Here is a 20,255-nt window from a genome sequence, read left to right as displayed (position 1 = left end):
CGCGCGGCCCTTCATGGAGCTTCAGAACTTCGTGCCCAGCCAGGTCATCGCGACCGGGCCGCCGATCGACACTCCGCCGATGTGTTCCAGCAGCGGGAATTCCTGCCAGGTGACCGCCGCGCCCAGTGCCTGCCAGCGGTCCCGCAAGGCCGTGCCGACGCTGAAGGGGATCAGTTCGTCGAGGGTTCCGTGGTACAGGTAGACCGGCGCCTTCGGCTTCGTCGTGCCCAGGTAGTTCTCCGCCAGCCGGGCTTGCCAGTGCGGCTCGTGGATCGGGTCCGGCACCGTCACGAAGTCCCGCAAGTGCGCGAAAGGCGCCGCCGCACCCAGTTCGATAGTGCACGCCTGCGACACGTGGGCCACCGCCGCGCGGCCGCGGTCGTTCAGGATCGACGCGAACGGCACGTCGGGGTACGCGGCCGCGAAACCCGTTGCCGCGCCGAGGACCAGGCCGAACGCCGGGCCGCCGTCGTTGGCCGCGAACACCGCGTCCAGGTCCGCCGGGACCCCGCCGGCCGCGACGCCGACGACGTTCAGCGAGGGCGCGTACGTGCCCTGCAGTTCGGCCGCCCAGGCCGCCGCCTGGCCACCCTGCGAGTACCCGAACACGCCGACCGGGCCTGTCGGGGACAGTCCCGCGCCGGTCACCTGCGATGCGGCGCGGGCCGCGTCGAGCACCGCGCGGCCTTCGGATTGGCCGACCGCGTAGGTGTGCGTTCCCGGTGTACCGAGTCCTTCGTAGTCGGTGACCACGACGGCCCAGCCCTGCGACAACGCCTGCGCCAGCAGTGCGCTCTCGTTCTCGATGCCGTGCGCGAGGAGGTTCGACGGCGCGCACTGGTCGCCGAGGCCGTGCGTGCCCACCGCGTACGTGATCAGCGGACGCGGACCGCCGCGCAGCCACGGCGCCGGCGGCACGAGCAGCGTCCCGGAGACGGCGTTCGGCGCGCCGGTCGCCGACGTCGAGCGGTAGAGGAGGTGCCAGGCCTTGACCGGGGCGGGGAACGGGCCGACGAACACCGTCGTCGGCCGCGCTTCCAGGAGGACGCCCGGATCCGCATGCGCCGCGGGGGCGGCCGTGACGAAAAGGAGCGCGACAGCGACCAGTAACCGACGAAGCATCGTTGCCTCCGGCTGATTTGGTAATCGAAGTTTTCGCAAACTAGCCAGCCCCAGTAGGATCTGGCAATCCCTCAGAAGGAGGAGACGAACCGGTGGCTCGCACGTACGGCGGCGTCGCACCCGAGCAGCGTCGCGCGGACCGCCGGGAGCGGCTGCTCACGGCCGGGCTCGAGCTGTTCACCTCGGCCGGCTTCCGGCACACCAAGATCACCGAGGTGTGCGCCCGCGCCGGGGTGTCGACGCGGAACTTCTACGAGGAGTTCTCCGGCAAGGAGGACATGCTGCGCACCCTCCACGACCGGATCAACAGCCTCGCGCTGGACCACGTCACCGCCGCGCTCGACGAGGTCGCCGAAGCCGACGCGATGACCCGGATCGCCACGCTGCTCGACGTCTTCATCGACACGGTCACCGTGGACCCCCGGCTGCCGCGGCTCAACTACGTCGAGGCGGTCGGCGTCAGCGCGGAGCTGGAGCAGCAGCACCAGATCTGGGTCGACCGCTGGGCGACGTTCATCGAGACGGAGGCGCGGCGCGCGGCCCGGCACGGCGCCGCACCCGACCGCGACTACCGGCTGACCGCGATCGCCCTGGTCGGCGCGGCCACCGGGCTGCTTCGCGAGTGGCAGGCACACGAGCCGCCGCTGCCGGTGGAGGACGTCGGCGCGGAGCTGCGCGCGCTGATGCTGGCGGCCATCATGCGGCCCGGAAAAATCTTGGAAATCCCCGGCAACCGCGGAGCCCCCTCGGGCGTGGAACAGTCGAGCCGGCAGGGGGAGCTGGGGGGGAAGCCGGCTCACGTGAGGGCCCTTTACCGGCAGCCGCCGGGAAAGGGCCCTCACGGACATCACGTGGCGCGGACGGTCGGCAAGCCGAGCGCGACCGGGCCGGTCGTCTGGCACACGTCGTGACACGTGTTGTCGAGCGTGCAGCAGAGCGAGCAGATCGGGCCGTCCTGCTTCGCGCAGTCCGCGACGTCCGGCAACTCGTACGGGTCGCCGCAGACCGAGCAGGTGTACGTCGCCCGCAGGTCGACGTCGGTGTCCGGGCCGGCGACCGTGTTCGGCCGCGCCAGGTAGTACTTCCCGCGCGTCGCCACCGCCAGCGCCGGCACCAGAACGACCGCGATGACCAGCGCGAGCAGCGGGCTGAACGCGGCCAGGAACGGCCCGAACGCGCCGAAGTACGCCACGATCGACACCGTCGAGGCGACCACCATCGAGCCGAACCCGACCGGGTTGATCTTGTGGAGGTAGGCCCGCTTGAACTCGATGTAGCGCGGCGAGAGCCCCAGCGGCTTGGCGATCACCAGGTCGGCGCAGACGGCGCCGATCCACGCGATCGCGACGTTCGAGTAGAAGCCGAGGATCTTGTTCAGGAACCCGAACGCGCCGAACTCCATCAGCGCGAGCGCGATCCCGCAGTTGACCAGCACGTACCAGACCCGGCCGGGGTGCTTGTGCAGCACGCGGGAGAAGAAGTTCGCGAACGACAGCGAGCCGGAGTAGGCGTTCGTCGTGTTGATCTTGATCTGCGACACGACGACGAACAGCGCGGCGAACGTCAGCGCCACCGGGCCGAGGGCGGGTTTCACCGCTTCGAGGTACGGCGCGATCGGCTCCAGCGCGTGCGTCTTCCCGACGACACCGAGCGCGAGGAAGGCCAGCAGCGCGCCGCCGATCTGCTTCGCGGCGCCCAGGATCACCCAGCCGGGTCCGGCGGCGAGCACCGCGGCCCACCACGACCGCTTGTTCTCGGCGGTCTTCTCCGGCATGAACCGCAGGTAGTCGGCCTGCTCCCCGATCTGCCCGATCAGCGACAGCGCGACGCCCATGCCGAGGCCGAACCCGATCGCGGAGAACCCGGAACCGGCGCCCTCGGTGCCGCCGAAGTGCGCGAACTCGGCGAACTTGCCGGGCTCGCGGACCAGCACGACGACGAACGGCAGCACCAGGCCGGCGAGCCACAGCGGCTGTGTCCAGGTCTGCATCTTGGCGACCGCGCCCATGCCGTAGAGCGCGAAGGGCAGCACGATCAGCGTCGCGAGCAGGTAGCCGATCGGCAGCGGGATGCCGAGGGCGAGCTCGAACGCCTGGCCCATGATCGAGCCTTCGAGCGAGAAGAAGATGACCGTGAAGCTCGCGTACACGAGCGACGTCAGCGTCGACCCGAAGTAGCCGAAGCCGGCTCCCCGGGTCAGCAGGTCCATGTCCACTCCGGACTTCGCGCAGGCGGCCGCGATGGGCACGCCGGTCACGAAGATGACGACGGCCGCGGCGAGGATCGCCAGGACGCCGGAAGTGAAGCCGTAGGAGAGGACGATGCTGGCGCCGATCGCGAAGTCGGCGAGGTAGGCGATGCCGCCCAGCGCCGTCGTCGCGACCACGAACGGGGACCATTTCCGGAACGAGTGGGCGGCGAAGCGCAGTGAGTAGTCCTCGCGGTTCTCGTTCGCCGCGAGCGGGGCGTACCGGCGTTTCGGCGTGGCGCCTTCTTCGGCTTCTTCGGCGCTGGACAGGGTGTCGGTCATGCCTGCCTCCGGGGTGGTGGGGAACGGGCCGAAGGTAGGTCTTTCCTGTATCGATCCTGGTCCGGCGGGTAACGCGGGGGTTACGGCTTGTTGTCCAGTGGTTACGGGGCGGGGTGGCGGGTGTCACCGTTCTGTGGGTTCCGCCGCAGCTCGGAAGGCCCTAACGTGCCTAGAGCCGAAGTCGACTGATGCCCCGACCGGGCGTGGAGGTTTGGCGATGATGCCGGAAATCAAGGACCAGGTGGAAGACGCCGTCGTGCGCCTGCCCGGGATGCGCGTCGCCTACGACGGCGCGGCGTTCGACGAATCCGCGTTGGCGGCCACCTGGACCGACCAGCTGCAGGGCTGGCTGAACCAGGCCGTCGCCGCGGGAATCGCCGAGCCGAACGCGATGGTGCTGGCGACAGCGGACGCCGAAGGCAGGCCGTCGTCCCGCACGGTGCTGTGCAAGGGCCTCGACGACCGCGGGGTGGTGTTCTACACGAACTACACGTCGGCGAAGAGCCACGACCTGACGGCGACTCGCTACGCGTCGGTGACGTTCCCCTGGTACGCGCTCCACCGCCAGGTCCACGTCCGCGGCGAGGTCGAGAAGGTCGGCGTCAAGGAGACGGCGGAGTACTGGGCCCAGCGGCCGCGGGGTTCGCAGCTCGGGGCGTGGGCTTCGCCGCAGTCGCGGGTGGTCGATGGTCGGCGTGCGCTGGACAACGCGCTGCACGGGATTGAGCGGCGGTTCGCGGACGTCGAGCAGATCCCGGCGCCGCCGCACTGGGGTGGCTGGCGGATCCGGCCCGATTTGGTGGAGTTCTGGCAGGGGCGCGAAGACCGGATGCACGACCGGCTGCGGTACGTGCGGACCGACGACGGCTGGCACGTGGAGCGGGTTGCGCCCTGAGCCTTCGCGCTCGCTGCTTGGAGAACCCACCACCCCGAAGCCGGATTGTGACTACGGACGGTAGCGCCGCGTCAAGGCGGGAAGGCGTGCCTTGACCCGGCGCTACCGTCCGTGTTTCGGCTTCGTATCGGGGTTGCGGGGAGGGGTCTGGGTGGGGTGCCGGTTGTGCCTTCAGCGTGCCGTTTGCGCCGGTGAGCCCATGCGCCCCAATGTGGCGTTCGGTGCGTCCAGTGCACCCAATGTGGCGTTCGGTGCGTTGGACGCAACCAACGCCACATTGGGGCGCTCGTGGGGCGAGGTAAATCACCTGCGCGGAGATAGTTAGCCGGGCTAAGCTCGTCTGTCGTGACTGGTGAACCGGGGACCTTGCCGCCCCGCTCGGGTGTCCGGAAAGTCCTCGGCCGCATCGTCGTCGACACCCGGCCGCTGAAGATCCCGGCCTTCCGGCGGCTGTGGCTGTCCACTGTGGTCACCGCCGTCGGTACCCAGCTGACCGCCGTCGCCGTGCCCAAGCAGGTCTTCGACCTCACCGGGTCCTCCGCCTACGTCGGCCTCACCGGGCTCGTCGCGCTCGTTCCGCTGCTGATCTTCGGGCTCTGGGGTGGCGCCGTCGCCGATGCCGTCGATCGGCGGAAGCTGCTCTTCGTCACCAACGTCGGTGTCGCGATCACCTCCGCCCTGCTCTGGCTGCAGGCCTTCGCGCACTTCGGCTCGGTGTGGCTCGTTCTCGGCCTGCTCGCCGTCAACCAGGCGTTCTTCGCGATCAACATGCCCACCCGGGGCGCCGTCGTCGCGCGGCTCGTGCCCGCCGAACTGCTGCCGTCCGCGAACGCCCTCAACACCACCATGTCCACCTTCGGCGCCGTCTTCGGGCCGCTGATGGCCGGCGCGCTGATCCCCGTCCTCGGCCTCTCGACGCTCTATCTGGTCGACGTCGTCGCCTTGACGATCACGCTCTTCGCGGTCTGGCGGCTGCCGTCGATCCCGCCGCTCAACGGGCCGTCGCGCCGCGCCGGGGTTCGTGACGTCGTCGACGGCTTCAGGTACCTGGCCGGGCAGAAGATCCTGCTCGCCTCCTTCGTCGCCGACATCATCGCGATGGTCTTCGGGATGCCGCGCGCGCTGATCCCCGAGATGGCCGAGCGCACCTTCGGCGACCCGCCCGGCGGTGGTCCCGCGCTCGGCTGGCTCTACGCCGCCCTGCCCGCCGGGGCGATGCTGATCGGGCTCTTCTCCGGCTGGCTGACGCGCATCCACCGCCAGGGCGTCGCGGTCGTCGTGGCGGTCTGCGCGTGGGGTGCGGCGGTGGCCGCGTTCGGGCTCGCGCACTCGCTGTGGCTCGCCGTCGTCTTCATGGCGCTGGCCGGCGCCGCGGACATGGTCAGCGCCGTCTACCGGATGGCGATCCTGCAGGTCGCGACCACCGACGAGATGCGCGGCCGGCTCCAAGGCGTGTTCACGGTGGTGGTCGCCGGCGGCCCCCGGATCGCCGACCTCACCCACGGCTGGGGCGCCGCCGCGTTCGGCACGGCCGCCGCCGCGAGCGTCGGCGGCCTGCTCGTGATCGTGCTGGTCTGCGCGTCGATGTTCCTGCTCCCGGCCTTCTGGCGGTACCGGGCCCCGACGGCGTAGGCCGTTCGGGTTAGGGTGCGGCCATGCGTACCCCCGTCGTCGCTTTTGTCGCTTTTGCCGCGTTGACCGCCTGTTCTTCCGGGGAGAAACCCGCGCCTTCGTCGTCCGCCGCTCCGAAGCCCGCGCCCAGCTCGAAGGCCGCCGTCGCGTCGCTCGACCCGTGCGCGATGCTGCCCGCCGAAGCCGTGTCAAAGGCGATTTCGGTGCCGGGTCTCAAAGCAGTGCCGGGACCGGTGCAGGACAGCACCGCCAACGGCGGCAAGGCGCGCAGCTGCGAGTACCAGCTCAACGGCAAAGCCGCCGGTGTGCTCGCCGTGACCCGCTACGAAGGCCGTCAGGGCAAGCCCGCCGAGATGGTCGCGTCGATCAAGAAGGCGAAGGCGGGCGCGCAGGACGTACCCGGCTTCCCGGACGGCGCCGTCTACTACATCGACGAGCAGAAGACGGCCACGCTCGCCTCGGCCGAGCTGGTCTCGGGCACGCCGGTCGTGATCAACTACACCGGCCCGGCGAAGATGACCGTGGAGCAGATGACCCCGCTGGTCAAGCAGGCGCTCGCGGCGCGCTGAATCACGTCCAGCCGACGAGCCGCCGTTCCGACAACGTTCCGGTGGACGGCAGCTGCCCGAGCGCGGGCCGGGCGATCGCACCCGGCGTGACGGGCGAGGCGAACCATTCGCCCTGGTCGGTCTGGTAGAGCACCGTGCTCTTGTCCGGCGCGGCGGCCACCTTGGCGATCGACGGCTCGGACCGGTCGACGAGCTTGGTCAGCTGCGGTGCCGCGCCGTCGAGCGTCAGGCGCATCAGGACGCCGTGCTCGTCCGAGCCCGTGACGGCGGACATCAGCACCGTCTTCGTGTCGAGCGCGGTGACGAACTGGTAGGTGGCGCCCGGCTCTTCGTAGACGGCGTAGGCGATCCCGCCGGACGAGTCGGTCAGGTACGCCAGGCCGTCGCCGGCGTGCCGGACGTCCCGCCAGGTCAGCACCTCGCCCTGGGCGCCGAGCCACCAGTCCTCGACGTGCTGGTCGGAGCTGCCGCTCGGCACGATGCCCGCTTCCTTGACGGGCTGCCCGAGCTGCCGGTAGTCGACGGAGTACACGGCTTTGCCGTCGTCGAAGTACAGCTTCGACCCGGACGGGCCGAATCGCGGGTTCCGGAACTTGGCCGTCTCCTCGCTCATCGACCGCTCCGGAGCCGGCACGCTGCCGGTGCGTTCGTACCGCCGGTCGGCGGCGTTGAGCGTGAAGACGTCGACGCCATCGTCGGTCTCAAGGGTCGCGTACTGGCCGTCGGGCGAGACGAGGTCCAGCTTGGTGGCCGGTCCGTCGAAGCGGGTCAATGAAGTGTCGTACCCGGGCAGCGACAAGGTCGTCTTCGCCGCACCGGTGACCGGATCGGCGAAGACGACGTCGTCGAGGCCGGTCTGCTCGGAGTGCTGCAGCAGGACGACCCCGGAGAGATCGAGCGGCGTGGCTTCCCGCGCCGCGGCGGCGGCCGGCGGGGGCGGGGTGCCGCTCCCGCAAGCCGTCGTCAGTACCGCGGCCGCCCCGAGCAAGGCCGCACTCCACCACTTCTTCGTCACCGCTGAGCCTCCCGTTGTCCGAGGCTCAGATGCGGCGGAAGATCATCCGGTTCCCTCAGCGGCGAAGTGCGGCGAATTCGACCGGGCTGTGCGCCGAGAACACCGTGACCTCGTCCTGGTGGTCCCGCGCCAGCTCGTGCAGCCGCGCCAGGTTCGCCAACCTCTCTCGACGCACCGTCTGGACGAGGTTCTGGAACGCTGTCATGCCAGGCGGGCAGTGCGGGGCGACCGGGTCCAGCTGGCCGTGGAAGAAGTAGGCGTCGCCGGCGTGCAGGAGCCAGCCGTCGCCCGTGTCGACCGCCACGCCGGTGTGGCCGCGCGTGTGGCCCGTGAGCGGGACCAGCAGGATCTCCTCCGGCAGGCCCTTGAGCGAACGGACCGCCTCGAAGCCGAACCACGGCTCGCCCGTCTCGTCGTAGGTGCTCCACAGCGGGCGGTGCGCGAACTGCGCCGCCCGGTAGCGGTTCTTTTCGGCCGCGTTCGCCGGTGACGTCGCGCCCCGGTGCTCCTCGGCCCGGACGTGCACGACGGCGTTCGGGAAGTCGGCCAGCCCGCCCGCGTGGTCGACGTCGAGGTGGGTCATCACGATGTGCCGGACGTCGGCCGGGTCGAGGCCGAGCGCCTCGATCTGCGCGACGGCGGTCTCGGCGGCCTGCGGCTTCGCGCCGACCAGCGCCTGGAACGCGCGGCCGAGCCACTCGCCGGGCCGGGCCACGCCCTGCGTGCCGAACCCGGTGTCGACCAGCACCAGGCCGTCGCCGGTCTCGATCAGCAGGCAGTGGGCGACCAGCTCCGCCCGCCGCAGCAGGCCGGGCTCGCCGTCGAGCAGCTTGCCGCCGGCCGGCCGCATCGTGCCGCAGTTGAGGTGGTGCACCTTCATACGCTGCTCCTGGTGCTCAGCCGGAGGAACTCGGTCTCGTCGTGCGCGGCGAAGACGCTGACTTCGCCGCCGTGTTCCTGAACAAGCTGACGCAGACGGCGGTGGTTGTCCAGCCGGGCGCCACCGACAGTTTCCATTCGGCCCTCGAACCACTTCAGGCCCGGCGGGCAATGCGGTGCGGTGGGATCGACCTGGCCGTGGAAGAAGTACGAATCGCCGGCGTTGAGCAGCCAGCCGTGGCCGGTGTCGACGGCGACCCCGGCGTGCCCGCGCGTGTGCCCGGAGAGCGGGACCAGCAGGATCTCGGGCGGCAGGCCGTCGAGCTGCCGGACGGCGCCGAAGCCGAACCACGGCTCGCCGGTGTCCGCATAGGACGTCCACTGTGGACCATGGGCGAACTGGATCCGGCGGTAGCGGCCGCGTTCGGCGTCGTCCCGCGGCTCGGTGAACGCGCGCAGCTCTTCGGCGTAGACGTGCACCCGCGCCAACGGGAAGTCGATGAGGCCGCCGGCGTGGTCGAGGTCGAGGTGGGTCAGCACGATGTCGCGGACGTCCGCCGGGTCGAAGCCGAGCGCGCGGATCTGCGCGATCGCCGTCTGATCGGGATCGGCGATCGGGTTGGACTGGCGGACGAAGCCGGCGCCGAGCCAGGCAGCGGGGTCGACCGCGGCCGGGGTGCCCATCCCCGTCTCGACGAGCACGAGACCGGTGTCCGTTTCGAGCAGCAGGCAGTGGCAGACCATGGTGGCGCGCCGGAACAGGCCCGGCCTGCCGTCGATCAGCCTGCCGCCGAGTGGCCGCAGGGTGCCGCAGTTCAGGTGGTGGACGCGCATCAGGAGACCTCCCGGTCGAGGGTGGTGTGCAGGTGGGCGGCGACGGCGCGCAGCGGCGCGAGGTCGCGGCGGGTGCGGGCCAGCAGCAGCCCGCCTTCGATCGCGGCCAGCACGATGGTGGCCAGCTCTTCGGCGCGTTCGGGGGAAAGTCCTTGCCCGGCAAGGTGTTCGGCGAGAACGTCGTGCCAGGAGGCGTACCCTTCCGCGCAGGCTTCGCGGATCGGTTCGCTCGCCGCGGCGGCGTCGAGCGCGACTGTCGCGAGTGGACACCCACGCTGGAAGTCCGACTCCGTCAGGAAATTCGCGAGCGCGTCGACGGCGCGGTCGATCCCGGTGGCGGCGTCCGGAGCGTCACGGAGGATCGCTTCGAGCATGGCGCCGGTGCGCTCGCTCGAGAGCCGCACGGCTTCGGCGGCGAGCTGCTCCTTGCCGCCGGGGAAGTGGAAGTAGAGCGACCCCTTCGGCGCGCCCCCGGCCGTCGTCAGCTGGGTGAGGCCGGTGGCGTGGTAGCCCTGCGTCTGGAACAGGTCGGCGGCGGTGTCGAGCATCCGCTGCCGCGTGTCGGTGCGGCGAACCATGTCCCGACCGTAGCGCAAACTATGACGACCGGTCTAGTTATTTCTCGGCTCGGTAAGGTCGTGTCATGGGCAACCCGACTGGTCAGCAGTTCGAGATCACCCGCGGCAACGCACGCGCCGTCGTCACCGAAATCGGTGCCGGGCTGCGCGCGTTCGAAGTCGGCGGCGTGCCGTACGTCGAGGAGTTCCCCGAAGACGCGCACCCGCCGAAGGGTGCCGGGCAGGTCCTGCTGCCCTGGCCGAACCGCACCAAGGGCGGCCAGTGGACGTTCCAGGGTGAGAAGCAGCAGCTCGAGATCACCGAGGAAGCACGCGGCAACGCCATCCACGGCCTGACCCGCCACCTCGAGTGGGAGCTGCTGGAGCACGCCGAGTCGTCGATCACCCTGGCCGTCGACGTCGAGGTGCAGCCCGGCTGGCCGGTGCCGCTGCGCGCGACCGTCACCTACGAGCTGGCGCCGCGCGAACTGACCGTCACGCACGAGATCCGCAACGAGGGCGAGCAGCCGATCGGCGTCGGCGTCGGCACCCACCCGTACTTCCGGATCGGCGACGTCCCGACCGACGAGCTGACGCTCACCCTGCCCGCGAGCCGCGTCCGGCCGTCCCGGCCCGACGAGCAGATGCCCTACGCGCCGGAGCAGGACGTCGAGGGCACGGAGTACGACTTCCGCGCCGGCCGGGTGCTGGCGGGCGTCGACCTGGACACGGCGTTCGGTGGCCTCGCGGCGGCCGAGGACGGGCTGCACCACGTCGTCCTGAGCCACGAAGACCAGCGGCTGCTGGTCTGGACCGGCCCCGACTTCCGCTGGGCGCAGGTGTTCACCCCGGACGACCTGGTCGGCCGCGGCCGGGCCGTGGCGATCGAGCCGATGACCTGCCCCGCCGACGCGCTCAACACCGGCACCGACCTGATCGAGCTCGAGCCGTCGGCGTCGTGGTCGGGCAGCTGGGGCATCCGGGTCCCGTGAGGCCGCCCCGCGTTCACGCGATCGGGGCAGTTCGTTAGCGTGGCGAACTATGGCGAAGGCAATTGTCGGGGGCTATGTCGTCCCCATCGACGGTGATCCCATCGAAGGCGGCACGGTCCTGATCGACGGCGGCAGGATCGTCGCGGTCGGCACCGAGGCCGACGTCGACATCCCGGAGGACGCCGAACTGGTCGACGCGGCCGGCACCTGGGTGCTGCCCGGCTTCTTCGACGCCCACGCCCACCTCGGCGTCCACGAGGACGGCGAAGGCTGGGCCGGCAACGACACCAACGAGATGACCGACCCGAACGGCGCCCGCTTCCGCGCCGTCGACGGCATCGACCCGTACGAGCCCGGTTTCGACGACGCGCTCGCGGGCGGCGTGACGAGCGTCGTCATCAAGCCGGGTTCCGGCAACCCGATCGGCGGCCAGACGATCGGCGTCAAGACCTGGGGCCGCAGCATCCTCGACATGACGTTCGCGGAGCACGTCAGCGTGAAGAGCGCGCTCGGCGAAAACCCGAAGCGCGTGTACGGGGACAAGAAGCAGACGCCGTCGACGCGGCTGGGTGTCGCGGCGATCCTGCGGGAGGCGTTCACCAAGGCCCGCAACTACCAGGCGAAGCGCGCGCACGCGGAGTCCGAGGGCAAGCCGCACGAGGTGGACCTGACGCTGGAGACGCTGTCGAAGGTCCTCGACGGCGAGCTGTACTGGGACCAGCACGTCCACCGCGCGGACGACATCGTGACGGCGATCCGGCTGGCCGACGAGTTCGGCTACAAGCTGGTGATCAACCACGGCACCGAGGGGCACCTCATCGCGGACCTGCTGGCCGAGCGGGACGTGCCGGTGATCCTCGGGCCGCTGTTCACGACGAAGTCCAAGGTCGAGCTCCGCAACCGGACGCTGCGTTCGGCGGGCATCCTCGCCCGCGCGGGGGTGAAGATCGCGATCACGACGGACCACCCGGTGATCCCGATCAACTTCCTGGTGTACCAGGCGGCCCTGGCGGTGAAGGACGGCCTCGACCCGGCGACGGCGCTGCGTTCGCTGACCGTCAACCCGGCGTCGATGCTGGGGCTGGACGGGCGGATCGGGTCGTTGAAGCCGGGCCTGGACGCCGACGTGGTGCTGTGGTCGGGTGACCCGCTGGACGTGATGAACCGGGCCTTGCGGGTCTTCGTCCGGGGCGACGAGGTGTACCACTTCGACGAGTCGCTGGGCGAGGGCGTGTCCAAGGACCGCCGGTACCGCGAGGCGCGCTGAGTTTCGGACGGCACGCCGGTTACCGGGCGGTTCCGGCGTGCCGTCCGATCAGTCGAGGAGCGCGTTCAGGTCGATCTTGACCGGAAACGGGACGTCGGTGGTGAAGGTGCCGGTAACTGCTGAAGCATCCAGGTAGCCGAACTCGTCGGCCTGGTGGCACGCCACCAGCGAGATGGGGTCGCTCGTGTCGATGATCCAGTAGTGCGGGATCCCCGCGTCGGCGTACTCGTCGTGCTTCACCTGATAGTCGGTGCGCTTCGAACCCGGTGACACGATTTCGACGACCACGACCACCTCGTCGGCGCGATACATGTCGCCTTCGTCGTCCACGCGAGCGCTCGCCTCGCGGTAGGTGATCAACAAGTCGGGGCGGCGCGAAAACCCCGGTTCACCCCGAGGGGCCAAGCCAAGGTCCACGTCGAGGTCCGGAGTGAAATCGAGTTCCGGGGGCAGCTGGGATTCCAGCTGCTTGCCCAGCAGCCAAGCCGCCTTGTTGTGCTTTCTGCTGGGGCTGGGCGACATCACGACGCGGCCTTCCACGAGCTCGGTGAAACCTGTGTCGGTTTCACCGAGCGCCGCGTATTCCTCGATCGTCAGCAGGTGATCGGGGATCTCCCACCGGGGAGCGGGGCGCGGCTGGGGAAGTGCAGTCACAGCGTCTCCTCACGTCGCCCGGAATTGTCTCACGGCTCAGATGCAACCAGGAGTAACCGTATCTGTACCAAGCGTGTGACACCCTTCGCTCAACCGGCTACGCCTGCTTGAACGGCGTGTAGATCTGAATGTCGCCCTCCTGTTCGCGGGCCTCGAACACGGGCAGCGGCGGGATCTCCACCGGCAGGTTGTAGCGCAGGATCTCGCCGGTCAGCGCGAAGGTCGCGCCATGACACGGGCAGACCAGCTGACGCTCGGGGTTCGCCAGCTGCAGGCGGCAGCCGAGGTGGGTGCACGTCGAGGACACGGCCTGCAGGCCGTCCGGGGTCCGCTGGACGAAGCCCGTTACGGTGTCCAGCTCGAACTCCCGCAGGCCGCCCTCTGGGACGTCCTTGCTCGCAGCCACCGTCCGCCACTCGCCCGGTTCCTCCTGCTGCGGTGCCGTGGCCGGGGCACGGACGAGACGGTCGATCCCGACGCCCGCCGCGAGGGAGGCGGCGGCGATCCCGGCCGTCCGGACCACGCGGCGCCGGCGCAACGGCGTGGCGGACGGCGGCGTGTGCCCGGCCGCCAGTTCACGGCCGAGCCGGTCGACGAAGCCGGCCGGCGGGTACGCGTCGGCCGCGCCGAGCCGGGCGGCCTGCAGTTCGATGGCCGCACGCATCTCGGCGACCTGGTCGTCGTCCGGCCGGAACGGCTCCGGCGTGCGTTGCCCGAGGAGGCTGTCGGCGAAGCGGTCGACGTCGTTCATGCCTGCTCCTCGATCCGTGCGGCGGCCTGTGCGGCGAGCCGCAGGGCCCGGTGCTGGATCACCTTGACGTTGGCCAGGCTCACCCCCAGCTCGTCGGCGGCGTCTTGCAGTGAGTAGGACTCCAGGAATCGTAACTGCAGGACTTTCCGTGCGCGCTCGGGCAATTCGGCGAGTATGGCGGCGACCCGCCGGTCCGTCGCCCGAACTGCCGAACCGTTCGTCGTCCGGTGGCCGCGGTCGGGTATTTCCGTCGTTTCGTCGAGGCCGATCGTGGTGATCTCGCGGCCGAACAGGCGTCGCCAATGCGCGGCGAGCACCGTGCGCGCCGTCGCGAGCAGGTAGGCGCGTACCTCTGCCGCGTTCGCACTCGCGCGCAACGGTTTCAGCACGGCGAGGAACACTTCGCCGGTGAGATCCTCGGCGTCCGCGGGGTTTCCCACCTTTTTCAACATCAGCCGGTAAACCCAGACGACATTCTCTCGGTAAACGGTTTCCCAGTCCGGTTCGGACTTCCCCTCCATCGGGACTCCACATCCGTAGCTCCGATGTTCCCGACGATACCCCGCGATGTAACCCGGGTGCATACCTTTCGGCGAGGGGCCACCTTGATTCTCCTCCGCGCCCCTGCCGGCGAGCGCGGGGACAGCCTGTTTCATGCGAGGAGCAATCATGATGAGCAAGCGCAAGGCCGCGACCGCGGTGGCCGCGGCATTGACGCTGGGGGCGACCGCCGCGTTGTCCGGCGGAGCCGAAGCCGTTACGCAGCAAGGGGGAAGTTTTACCGACCGGGGCGACATCCGTTTCCTGCCGCAACCGCTGAAGGACCGGCTGGCGTTGCTGGCCGGCCGGCCGAGCACGTTCGCGCCGATGACCGCGTTTTCCGAAGCGCCGTCGCCGAGTCAGTTATTCCAGTACTACCTGCTGGACACGAAGAATTTCCAACCGAATGTGTTCACCACGACCATTCCGGGGATCAACGACGGCGTCGCCCCGACGGCCACCGGGCCGAATCACGACCTGCCCACGCTGGGCGGGCTGCGGGTGGTCGTCGAGCCGAAGCCGGGGCTGCCGACCGACCCGGACGACCCCGGTTCGTTCGTCGACATGTTCACCGACATCTCGGGGCTGTTCGTCATCAACAACGAGTCCGGCTGGTACGAGGGCTGGATGATCCACGACGTGACAGTGCCCGACGTCGCCGCCCCGCGCACCGACGGGCACGCCGCCTTCGGGACGATCACCGCCGCGGACGCCGCGGCGCTGGCGAAGGTGGGCGATTACCACAACAAGCCGGGCGCGGTCTTCACCACCGACGGCAAGGCGCCCCGCGAGCCGTCCGCGAACGACCACTGGCCGGACAAGGTGTCCAACCTGGTGCCGATCCAGCTGTCGCTGGGCGCGTACAACGCCACGCAGCAGAGCGATATCCACTCGTACTGGGAGCTCAACCAGTACACGAACTGGGTGCCGCCCACGTACGAGCTGCCGTTCACCGGCGGGATCCCCGGCACGTTCGAAAAGGGCAAGATCGGCGCGCTGTCGTCGGTCGTGCCGGGCTCGGGTCCCTCGGGTGTGAAGAACAAGCCGCAGGTCGACGGCGACAACCCGAACATCCCGCGTGACCCGGACCGGCTGCTCAACACCAGCCCGGACGACCCGGACCGCCCGATGCCGAACAACGACGACCACAAGGAGAAGCGGCTCCGGTTCATCCCGAGCGGGCTGGGCAACGAAGTGATGCTGGACGTGTACCTGCGGACGGCGTCCTTCGAGCCGTACGAGCACAACCTGAACCAGCGGATCTTCGACGCCTACGCGGCCGAGGTCGCGCGGGTCGACGGCAACCACGACGGCATCGTCGACGCCGTCGAGGCGGACCTCGAAGGCACGTCCGACGGCGGCCAGTCCAACGATCGGCTGTTCCTGCCCGCGACCGCGTACAACCGCGTCGCGGTCACCCGGGAGATCAACGACGGACTGCTTTCGCCGCGCTTCGCACCCAGCCAGCGCGCGTGGGTGCTCAGCGGCGACATCGCGCGGGTCAGCCCGTCCGTGCCGGCGTCGATCCCGCAGGACGGCGACAACCGCTAGACCAGCCAGTGCCGAGGGGTGTGCGTGGTGCGGCCGGTTCACCGCCGGCCGCACCACGCGCGGAAAGCAAAGGGGGTGGGAAAATGCGCGTCTGGGAAACGAGTGTCAGGATGCTTTCAGCTCGCGGGCGATGACCAGTCGCTGGATCTGGTTGGTGCCCTCGAAGATCTGGGGCACCTTCGCCTCCCGCATGTACCGCTCCACCGGGAAGTCACGCGTGTAGCCGGCGCCGCCGAGCACCTGGACGGCGTCGGTCGTCACCTTCATGGCACCATCGGTCGCCACCAGCTTCGCGATCGACACCTGCCGCTTGAACGGCAGCCCCCGGTCACGCCGCCGGGCCGCCTCCAGGTACGTGGCCCGCGAAGACTCCACCGTCGCCGCCATGTCCGCCAGGAGGAACTCGACCCCCTGGAAGTCGATGATCGGGCGGCCGAACTGCGAACGGCCCTTCGCGTACGCCACCGCTTCGTCCAGCGCCGCCTGCGCCAGGCCCACCGCGCACGCCGCGATGCCCAGCCGTCCCGAGCTCAACGACGACAACGCGATTCGCAGCCCGTCGCCCGGGGCGCCCAGGAGGCGTGCAGCGGGCACGCGAGCGCCGTCGAAGATCATCTGGGCCGTCGGGGAGCCGGTGAGGCCCATCTTGCGCTCGCGCGGCGCCGCCGACAGGCCTTCGGTGGCCCCGTCGACCAGCAGGCACGAGATCTCCTTCTCGCCCGTGCGGACCATCGTCGTGTAGAAGTCCGCCACGCCCGCGTGCGTGATCCAAGCCTTCGTGCCGTTCACGACGTAGTCCGAGCCGTCGAGACGCGCACGCGTCGCGAGTGCCGCCGCGTCCGAGCCCGCCTGCGTCTCCGACAGCGCGTACGCCCCCAAGAGCGAGCCTTCGAGCATGTCCGGCAGCCAGCGGTCGCGCTGCTCGTCGGTGCCGTACTCCGTCAGCGCGTAGCAGGACATCGTGTGCACCGACAGTCCGACGCCGACCGTCATCCACGCGGCCGCGATCTCCTCCAGGACCTGCAGGTAGACCTCGTAGGACACGTCGCCGCCGCCCCAGCGCTCGTGGTACGGCAGTCCCAGCAGCCCGGACTTGCCGAGCAGGCGGAACTGCTCGCGCGGGAACTGCTCGGCTTCCTCGGCCGCCGCCGCCCGCGGGGCCAGCTCGTCGCGGGCGATTTCCCTGGTCAGCGCGACCAGGTCCTCGGCTTCCGAGGAAGGCAGCAGGCGTTCGGCGGGCATCGTCGTCCTCCAAGACCGTACTGAAAACAGTACTGTGGGTCCGCTCAGAGTACAGTACGACAGGACTGGGTGGCCGGAAGACGTAGGAGATAGTGAGCCGATGCGCCCCGAACCCCGCCGACGGCCGACCGCCCGTCAGCGCGCCCTGCTCGCCGACCTCGAGGCGCTCTTCCTCGCCGAGGGCTTCGCCGCCTTCACCCTCGACGACCTCGCCGGCCGCCTGCGCTGCTCGAAGTCGACGCTCTACGCGCTCGCGCCCAGCAAGGAGCAGCTCGCCGTCAAGGTCGTCACCCACTTCTTCCGGGGCGCCGCGGAGCGGATCGAGGAGCGCATCGCCGGGATCGACGACGCCCGCAAGCTCATCGGCGAGTACCTGGCGGGCGTCTCCGAGCACCTGAACCGGGCGTCGCCGTCGTTCATGCGCGACCTCGCCGAGTTCGGGCCGGCCCGCGAGGCCTACCAGCTCAACAGCCGGTTCGCCGCGAACCGGCTCCGGCAGTTCATCGACCGGGGGGTCGCCGACGGCGTCTTCCGGGACGTCCACGCCCGGCTGCTGGCCGAGATGACCGGGCTGATCATCGAAGGCATCCAGACCGGGGTGCTCGGCAGGCGGACCGACGTGTCCGACGCCGAGGCGTTCACCGCTTTGGGCGAACTGCTGCTCGGCGGGCTGAGCAAATAGCGGACAGGAATTGTCAGCCGGTACTCGATTAAACTCCCCGGCGTGATCGTCGTAGGCGGAGAAGCTCTGGTCGACCTGGTTCCCGGCGACCCCCTGGATTCCACTGTGGACGGTGGACTGCGCGCGCTGCTGCCGCGGCTCGGCGGTGGGCCGTACAACGTCGCGCTGGCCGCCGGCCGCCTCGGCGTGCCGGCGGCGTTCCTGTCGCGCGTGTCCACCGATCGCTTCGGCGACGCGATGATCGAGCGCTTGCACGCCTCCAGCGTCGACACGTCGCTGCTGCAGCGCGGTGACGAGCCGACGACGCTCGCCGTCGTCGCGCTCGACGCGAAGGGCGCCGCGCGCTACTCGTTCTACGTCGAGGGCACCGCCGACCGGCTCGTCGCGGACCCCGGCCCGCTGCCCGGAAACGTGACCGCGGTCTCACTCGGCACCCTCGGCATGGTCCTCGAGCCCGGGGCCTCGGCGTACGAGGCGATGCTGCGCCGCGAAGCCGCTCGTGGCGTGCTGACCGTCCTCGACCCCAACATCCGCGAGGCGCTCATCACCGACCCGGCCGCCTACCGGGCCCGGTTCGCGTCCTGGCTGCCGGACGTCCGGCTGCTGAAGATCTCCGACGACGACGCCGCGTGGCTCACCGAGGGCGCCGACCCGGTCGCCGCCGCGAAGACGTGGATCGAGTCCGGTGTGGACGCCGTGGTGCTGACCCGGGGGGCCGACGGGCTCGCCGTGATCACCGCCGCAGGTGAGCTGGCCCACGTGCCGTCGCGAAAAGTCACCGTCGTGGACACCATCGGCGCGGGCGACACCGTCCAGGGCGCCCTGCTGGCCTGGCTGCACGCCCACGACGTCGCCGACCTGGCTTCTCTCGACGCCGGCGCGTGGCGCGAGGCCCTCGCCTTCGCGGCGAAAGCGGCGTCGATCACGGTGTCCCGCAGCGGCGCCGAGCCGCCCACGTCCGCCGATATGGCGTCGGCCGTGTGAACCTGGTCCCAAAGCGGGCCTTCAGCACAACGTCACCGCTGCGCGATAGCGGGTTTCTCGACTAGCGTAGAGGGGCATTCTTCATACCCCAGCGGGGCGGTGTGCAGCGAGGCGCCAGTGTTTCCTCGCGTGAACACGTGGCTACCTGTGAAACGTACAGGCGCCGCCGGCCCGTGCCCAACGTGAGAGGGACTTGCATGTCCGACGCGACGACTGCGGGGCAGGCGTACGGCGAAACCGCGAAGCTGACCCTGCCGAGTGGCGAGCACGAGTTCAAGATCGTCCACCCGGTCGAGGGCGCGCCGGGGATCGAACTGGGGAAGCTGCTGGCGCAGACGGGGTACATCACCTACGACCCCGGTTTCGTCAACACCGGTGCCGCGTCGTCCGCCATCGCCTACATCGACGGTGACGCCGGCATCCTGCGGTACCGCGGGTACCCGATCGAGCAGCTGGCCGAGAAGTCGACCTTCATCGAGGTCTCCTACCTGCTGATCTACGGCGAGCTGCCGACCGAGACCCAGCTGGCCGACTTCACCGAGAAGATCCAGCGGCACACGCTGCTCCACGAGGACCTGAAGGCGTTCTTCAGCGGCTTCCCGCGCGACGCCCACCCGATGCCGGTCCTGTCGAGCGCGGTTTCGGCGCTCTCGACGTTCTACCAGGACTCGCTCAACCCGTTCGACGAGCCGAACGTGGAGCTGTCCACGGTCCGGCTGCTCGCCAAGCTGCCGACCCTGGCCGCGTACGCGTACAAGAAGTCCGTCGGCCAGCCCCTGCTGTACCCGGACAACTCGCTGGGCCTGGTCGAGAACTTCCTGCGGATGACGTTCGGCTTCCCCGCCGAGCCGTACGAGGTCGACCCCGAGGCCGCCAAGGCGCTCGACCTGCTGTTCATCCTGCACGCCGACCACGAGCAGAACTGCTCGACCTCGACCGTGCGCCTGGTCGGCTCGTCCGAGGCGAACCTGTTCGCTTCGATCTCCGCCGGGATCAACGCCCTGTTCGGCCCGCTGCACGGCGGCGCGAACTCCGCGGTGCTCGACATGCTCGAGGGCATCCAGCGTGACGGCGGCGACGTCGCCCAGTTCGTGAACCGGGTGAAGAACAAGGAAAAGGGCGTGAAGCTGATGGGCTTCGGGCACCGGGTCTACAAGAACTACGACCCGCGCGCGAAGATCATCAAGAACACCGCGGACGAGATCCTCGGCAAGCTGAAGGGCGGCGACCAGCTGCTCGACATCGCGAAGAAGCTCGAAGAGACGGCGCTTTCCGACGAGTACTTCATCGAGCGGAAGCTGTACCCGAACGTGGACTTCTACACCGGCCTGATCTACCGGGCGCTGGGCTTCCCGACGAAGTTCTTCACGGTGCTGTTCGCGCTGGGCCGGCTCCCGGGCTGGATCGCGCACTGGCGCGAGATGATCAACGACCCGGCCACCAAGATCGGCCGCCCGCGGCAGATCTACACCGGCCACGCGTCGCGGGACTACCTCCCGATGTCGGAGCGCTGATCGGTTTTACGAAAACGCCCCGTCGTGCACCCGCACGGCGGGGCG

At 69.9% G+C, this 20,255-nt stretch carries 19 protein-coding genes and 1 pseudogene; 10 read left to right on the top strand and 10 right to left on the bottom strand.

Annotated features, from left to right (window positions below; genetic code table 11):
- Positions 1-21: 21 nt before the first annotated feature.
- Positions 22-1,122 carry a lipase family protein gene (locus CF165_RS24585; protein WP_093949891.1) on the bottom strand — a complete coding sequence of 367 codons (1,101 nt, stop codon included), beginning with the start codon at positions 1,120-1,122 and terminating at the stop codon, positions 22-24.
- Between the two features lie 92 nt (positions 1,123-1,214).
- On the opposite strand from CF165_RS24585, the pseudogene CF165_RS24580 reads away from it, so the two are divergent.
- Positions 1,215-1,910 (top strand): annotated as a pseudogene (locus tag CF165_RS24580) (TetR/AcrR family transcriptional regulator); the annotation flags it as partial.
- A gap of 59 nt (positions 1,911-1,969) precedes the next feature.
- Here the strand turns inward: CF165_RS24580 and CF165_RS24575 are convergent.
- Positions 1,970-3,652, bottom strand: a complete 1,683-nt coding sequence (locus tag CF165_RS24575) for a purine-cytosine permease family protein (RefSeq protein WP_093949890.1) — start codon at positions 3,650-3,652, stop codon at positions 1,970-1,972.
- A 217-nt stretch (positions 3,653-3,869) separates the two neighbouring features.
- On the opposite strand from CF165_RS24575, the gene pdxH reads away from it, so the two are divergent.
- The 3 genes from pdxH (at position 3,870) to CF165_RS24560 (ending at position 6,748) form a co-directional block, all read left to right on the top strand.
- On the top strand, positions 3,870-4,547 hold the full coding sequence (gene pdxH / locus CF165_RS24570; protein ID WP_093949889.1) for a pyridoxamine 5'-phosphate oxidase: 678 nt from the start codon (positions 3,870-3,872) through the stop codon (positions 4,545-4,547).
- A gap of 366 nt (positions 4,548-4,913) precedes the next feature.
- On the top strand, positions 4,914-6,179 hold the full coding sequence (locus tag CF165_RS24565) for an MFS transporter (RefSeq protein WP_205660962.1): 1,266 nt from the start codon (positions 4,914-4,916) through the stop codon (positions 6,177-6,179).
- Between the two features lie 23 nt (positions 6,180-6,202).
- Entirely contained in the window at positions 6,203-6,748 is a 546-nt protein-coding gene (locus CF165_RS24560) for a DUF3558 family protein (RefSeq protein WP_093949887.1), read from the top strand.
- Between the two features lies 1 nt (position 6,749).
- Here CF165_RS24560 and CF165_RS24555 read toward each other — a convergent pair whose 3' ends face one another.
- From CF165_RS24555 to CF165_RS24540, 4 genes are read right to left on the bottom strand one after another with little or no spacing between them, the layout of a single operon-like run.
- Positions 6,750-7,763, bottom strand: a complete 1,014-nt coding sequence (locus CF165_RS24555; protein WP_093949886.1) for a hypothetical protein — start codon at positions 7,761-7,763, stop codon at positions 6,750-6,752.
- A 55-nt stretch (positions 7,764-7,818) separates the two neighbouring features.
- Positions 7,819-8,643, bottom strand: coding sequence for an MBL fold metallo-hydrolase (locus tag CF165_RS24550; protein WP_093949885.1), 825 nt, complete (start codon positions 8,641-8,643; stop codon positions 7,819-7,821).
- Positions 8,640-9,476 (bottom strand): MBL fold metallo-hydrolase, encoded by an 837-nt coding sequence (locus CF165_RS24545; RefSeq protein ID WP_093949884.1) that lies wholly within the window; start codon positions 9,474-9,476, stop codon positions 8,640-8,642. The genes CF165_RS24550 and CF165_RS24545 overlap by 4 nt, the downstream gene beginning before the upstream one ends.
- On the bottom strand, positions 9,476-10,054 hold the full coding sequence (locus tag CF165_RS24540; protein ID WP_167441554.1) for a TetR/AcrR family transcriptional regulator: 579 nt from the start codon (positions 10,052-10,054) through the stop codon (positions 9,476-9,478). The genes CF165_RS24545 and CF165_RS24540 overlap by 1 nt, the downstream gene beginning before the upstream one ends.
- A 65-nt stretch (positions 10,055-10,119) precedes the next feature.
- Here CF165_RS24540 and CF165_RS24535 point away from each other — a divergent pair, with 65 nt between their 5' ends.
- Together CF165_RS24535 and CF165_RS24530 are read left to right on the top strand one after the other, a co-directional pair.
- On the top strand, positions 10,120-11,025 hold the full coding sequence (locus CF165_RS24535; protein ID WP_093949882.1) for an aldose 1-epimerase family protein: 906 nt from the start codon (positions 10,120-10,122) through the stop codon (positions 11,023-11,025).
- A gap of 49 nt (positions 11,026-11,074) precedes the next feature.
- Positions 11,075-12,292, top strand: a complete 1,218-nt coding sequence (locus tag CF165_RS24530) for an amidohydrolase (protein WP_093949881.1) — start codon at positions 11,075-11,077, stop codon at positions 12,290-12,292.
- Between the two features lie 48 nt (positions 12,293-12,340).
- Here the strand turns inward: CF165_RS24530 and CF165_RS24525 are convergent, their stop codons facing one another.
- From CF165_RS24525 to CF165_RS24515, 3 genes are all read right to left on the bottom strand, one after another.
- On the bottom strand, positions 12,341-12,946 hold the full coding sequence (locus tag CF165_RS24525) for a Uma2 family endonuclease (protein ID WP_093949880.1): 606 nt from the start codon (positions 12,944-12,946) through the stop codon (positions 12,341-12,343).
- Positions 12,947-13,043: 97 nt separating this feature from the next.
- Complete coding sequence (locus CF165_RS24520) at positions 13,044-13,697, bottom strand: Rieske (2Fe-2S) protein (protein WP_093949879.1); 654 nt, start codon at positions 13,695-13,697, stop codon at positions 13,044-13,046.
- Positions 13,694-14,218: an RNA polymerase sigma factor gene (locus CF165_RS24515; RefSeq protein ID WP_093949878.1), complete on the bottom strand. Its 525-nt coding sequence runs from the start codon at positions 14,216-14,218 to the stop codon at positions 13,694-13,696. The genes CF165_RS24520 and CF165_RS24515 overlap by 4 nt, the downstream gene beginning before the upstream one ends.
- Positions 14,219-14,366: 148 nt before the next feature.
- Here CF165_RS24515 and CF165_RS24510 point away from each other — a divergent pair, with 148 nt between their 5' ends.
- Positions 14,367-15,788: a hypothetical protein gene (locus CF165_RS24510; protein WP_093949877.1), complete on the top strand. Its 1,422-nt coding sequence runs from the start codon at positions 14,367-14,369 to the stop codon at positions 15,786-15,788.
- A 105-nt stretch (positions 15,789-15,893) separates the two neighbouring features.
- Here the strand turns inward: CF165_RS24510 and CF165_RS24505 are convergent, their stop codons facing one another.
- Positions 15,894-17,030 (bottom strand): acyl-CoA dehydrogenase family protein, encoded by a 1,137-nt coding sequence (locus CF165_RS24505; RefSeq protein ID WP_093949876.1) that lies wholly within the window; start codon positions 17,028-17,030, stop codon positions 15,894-15,896.
- A 100-nt stretch (positions 17,031-17,130) separates the two neighbouring features.
- Between CF165_RS24505 and CF165_RS24500 the strand changes: the two genes are divergently transcribed.
- The 3 genes from CF165_RS24500 (at position 17,131) to CF165_RS24490 (ending at position 20,210) form a co-directional block, all read left to right on the top strand.
- Positions 17,131-17,712 carry a TetR/AcrR family transcriptional regulator gene (locus CF165_RS24500; protein WP_093949875.1) on the top strand — a complete coding sequence of 194 codons (582 nt, stop codon included), beginning with the start codon at positions 17,131-17,133 and terminating at the stop codon, positions 17,710-17,712.
- 42 nt (positions 17,713-17,754) lie between these two features.
- A complete protein-coding gene (locus CF165_RS24495; protein ID WP_093949874.1) occupies positions 17,755-18,696 on the top strand; it encodes a carbohydrate kinase family protein in 942 nt (313 codons plus the stop codon).
- Positions 18,697-18,893: 197 nt separating this feature from the next.
- Positions 18,894-20,210: a citrate synthase gene (locus CF165_RS24490; protein ID WP_093949873.1), complete on the top strand. Its 1,317-nt coding sequence runs from the start codon at positions 18,894-18,896 to the stop codon at positions 20,208-20,210.
- Positions 20,211-20,255: the final 45 nt, after the last annotated feature.

This window comes from Amycolatopsis vastitatis (assembly GCF_002234595.1).
Lineage (GTDB): Bacteria > Actinomycetota > Actinomycetes > Mycobacteriales > Pseudonocardiaceae > Amycolatopsis > Amycolatopsis vastitatis.
Note: the sequence above shows the minus strand (reverse complement) of the source record. Positions and strands in the feature narration are given on the sequence as shown.

What these genes read in the sequence shown, in the direction of transcription:
- CF165_RS24585 (WP_093949891.1), bottom strand. Translation starts at nt 1,122, where the DNA reads ATGCTTCGTCGGTTACTGGTCGCTGTCGCGCTCCTTTTCGTCACGGCC.
- CF165_RS24575 (WP_093949890.1), bottom strand. Translation starts at nt 3,652, where the DNA reads ATGACCGACACCCTGTCCAGCGCCGAAGAAGCCGAAGAAGGCGCCACG.
- pdxH (WP_093949889.1), top strand. Translation starts at nt 3,870, where the DNA reads ATGATGCCGGAAATCAAGGACCAGGTGGAAGACGCCGTCGTGCGCCTG.
- CF165_RS24560 (WP_093949887.1), top strand. Translation starts at nt 6,203, where the DNA reads ATGCGTACCCCCGTCGTCGCTTTTGTCGCTTTTGCCGCGTTGACCGCC.
- CF165_RS24550 (WP_093949885.1), bottom strand. Translation starts at nt 8,643, where the DNA reads ATGAAGGTGCACCACCTCAACTGCGGCACGATGCGGCCGGCCGGCGGC.
- CF165_RS24545 (WP_093949884.1), bottom strand. Translation starts at nt 9,476, where the DNA reads ATGCGCGTCCACCACCTGAACTGCGGCACCCTGCGGCCACTCGGCGGC.
- CF165_RS24540 (WP_167441554.1), bottom strand. Translation starts at nt 10,054, where the DNA reads ATGGTTCGCCGCACCGACACGCGGCAGCGGATGCTCGACACCGCCGCC.
- CF165_RS24535 (WP_093949882.1), top strand. Translation starts at nt 10,120, where the DNA reads ATGGGCAACCCGACTGGTCAGCAGTTCGAGATCACCCGCGGCAACGCA.
- CF165_RS24530 (WP_093949881.1), top strand. Translation starts at nt 11,075, where the DNA reads ATGGCGAAGGCAATTGTCGGGGGCTATGTCGTCCCCATCGACGGTGAT.
- CF165_RS24520 (WP_093949879.1), bottom strand. Translation starts at nt 13,697, where the DNA reads ATGAACGACGTCGACCGCTTCGCCGACAGCCTCCTCGGGCAACGCACG.
- CF165_RS24515 (WP_093949878.1), bottom strand. Translation starts at nt 14,218, where the DNA reads ATGGAGGGGAAGTCCGAACCGGACTGGGAAACCGTTTACCGAGAGAAT.
- CF165_RS24510 (WP_093949877.1), top strand. Translation starts at nt 14,367, where the DNA reads ATGATGAGCAAGCGCAAGGCCGCGACCGCGGTGGCCGCGGCATTGACG.
- CF165_RS24505 (WP_093949876.1), bottom strand. Translation starts at nt 17,030, where the DNA reads ATGCCCGCCGAACGCCTGCTGCCTTCCTCGGAAGCCGAGGACCTGGTC.
- CF165_RS24500 (WP_093949875.1), top strand. Translation starts at nt 17,131, where the DNA reads ATGCGCCCCGAACCCCGCCGACGGCCGACCGCCCGTCAGCGCGCCCTG.
- CF165_RS24490 (WP_093949873.1), top strand. Translation starts at nt 18,894, where the DNA reads ATGTCCGACGCGACGACTGCGGGGCAGGCGTACGGCGAAACCGCGAAG.